3 protein-coding genes are annotated in these 1,768 nt (G+C 74.0%); all 3 read left to right on the plus strand.

The genetic code is table 11. The features are described 5' to 3' along the window. On the plus strand, nucleotides 1-1,011 hold a 1,011-nt coding region (locus AOK09_RS36220; protein ID WP_055591417.1), incomplete at its 5' end, for an ROK family protein. Between the two features lie 86 nt (nucleotides 1,012-1,097). Next, a complete protein-coding gene (locus tag AOK09_RS43330; RefSeq protein ID WP_265736762.1) occupies nucleotides 1,098-1,226 on the plus strand; it encodes a hypothetical protein in 129 nt (42 codons plus the stop codon). 261 nt (nucleotides 1,227-1,487) lie between these two features. Next, nucleotides 1,488-1,768, plus strand: a 281-nt coding sequence (locus AOK09_RS36225; protein ID WP_175609391.1) for a TauD/TfdA dioxygenase family protein, incomplete at its 3' end; no start/stop codon positions are given.

A 1,768-nucleotide genomic window follows, 5' to 3' on the forward strand; every position in this document is an offset into this window, starting at 1 on the left:
GCTCCCGGCCCGCCCCGCGCCGGCCGCCCCCAGGTGCCGGTGGCCGTGGACAACGCCCACCATCTGGCGTGCGGCATCCACATCGCCGTCTCCCGGATCACCTTCTCGCTGGTCGACCTGCGCGGCCGGGTGGTCGCCGAGGAGCGGATCCCCCGGGTCGGCGGACCCGCCCGGGTCCTCGCACACATCCGCCGGGATCTCCCGCGTTTCCTCAGCCGCCGCACCCGGGGCAGGTCCGTACTGGGGATCGGTGTGGTCACCGGCGGCCGGGTCGACCCCGACCTCGGCGTGGTGGCCGAGAACACCCCGCTCGGGTGGGGTGACGTCCCCGTACGCGCCGCCCTCTCCTCCGCGGTGCACCAGCCCGTGCACGTGGACAGCCACGCCAGGGCCCTCGCCCGGGCCGAACTGCTCCTGGGATCCGGCGCCGGCCGCTCCGAGCTGGTCCATCTCTTCGCCGGGAACGTGGTGGACGCCGCCATCGCCACCTCGGGCACCGTTCTGCGGGGACGGCACAGCGGCGCCGGTGACATCGCCCATCTGCCGGTCCCCGGCTCGACGGTGCCCTGCCCGTGCGGCCGCACCGGCTGTCTGCAGGCCGCGGTCTCCGAACAGGCCGTCGCCGCCCGGGCGCACCAGGCCGGACTGGTCCCGGCACCGGAGTTCCGACTGCTGCTGGACGCGGCCTCGGCGGGAAGCCCGGCCGCGCTGCGGGTGCTCCGCGGCCGGCTCCGGCAGGTCGCGCATGCCGCGGCCGTCCTGCTCGACGTCATCGGCCCCGAGGTCATGGTGGTCACCGACCGCAGCATCATCCGGCTGCCGGAGCTGATCCCCGAACTCCACCAGGGGATCGCCGACCTCTCCCACCTCTGCCGGGACCCCGAGAGGATCGTCGTCCCCACCAGCTTCGGCACCCGGGTCCTCGCGGTGGCCGCAGGCTCCGTCGTCCTGGACGCCGTGTACCGTCGGCCCATGGAGCTGCGGACCGCCCCAGCCCACCGGACCGGCTGATGAGGAGCCGGGAGGAACGCCGGGGGATTACTTCCAGCGCGTCACAAATCATTGCCCGGCACCGGCCGCCCACCGAGAATCGACACATGGACGCGAGAGGGAAGGCCACCGTGACGGCTGCCGCCGGGCGGCACACCGTCAACGCCTTCCGCCTGCACCACTTCGCCGGACTGGGCTGTCACCCGGGCGCCGCCAGCCGGCCGCGCCGGCGCTGACGCCGGCCGTACACCGCCGATCACCTCACCCCACGGCGCTTGCCGGGCCGCACGGCTCCGTCCTGTCTGCCCCGCCTCGCGCGGCGCTGCTCCGGCGGGCCTCCGATCCGCGTTCACCCGCCTGTCCGGCCTTTGGGGCCTGCCGACCCGTCCCCGGCAGCACCGAACCGCGCCGTCGCCTTCGGGCCCGCCGTCCTGCGGCGGCCCGAGCGAGGCGCTGCCTGGCGCACCACCCGACCCGACCACTGGAGGAAACCCACCATGACCGCCATCACCGTCCGCCCGGTCGCCGGGCACATCGGCGCCGACATCGACGGCGTCGACCTCTCACGCCCTCTGGGAGAGGCCGAGGTCCAGCAGATCCGTGAAGCGCTGCACCGCTGGAAGGTGGTGTTCTTCCGGGGCCAGCAGCTCGACCACGCCACCCAGATCGACTTCGCCCGTCAGTTCGGCGAACTCACCTATGCCCACCCCCATGACGACACCCCTCCGGAGGATCACCCGGAGATCTTCACCATCGACCCGCGTCGCTTCGAGGAGCG

The sequence above is a fragment of the Peterkaempfera griseoplana genome, from assembly GCF_001418575.1.
Taxonomy (GTDB): Bacteria; Actinomycetota; Actinomycetes; order Streptomycetales; family Streptomycetaceae; genus Peterkaempfera; species Peterkaempfera griseoplana.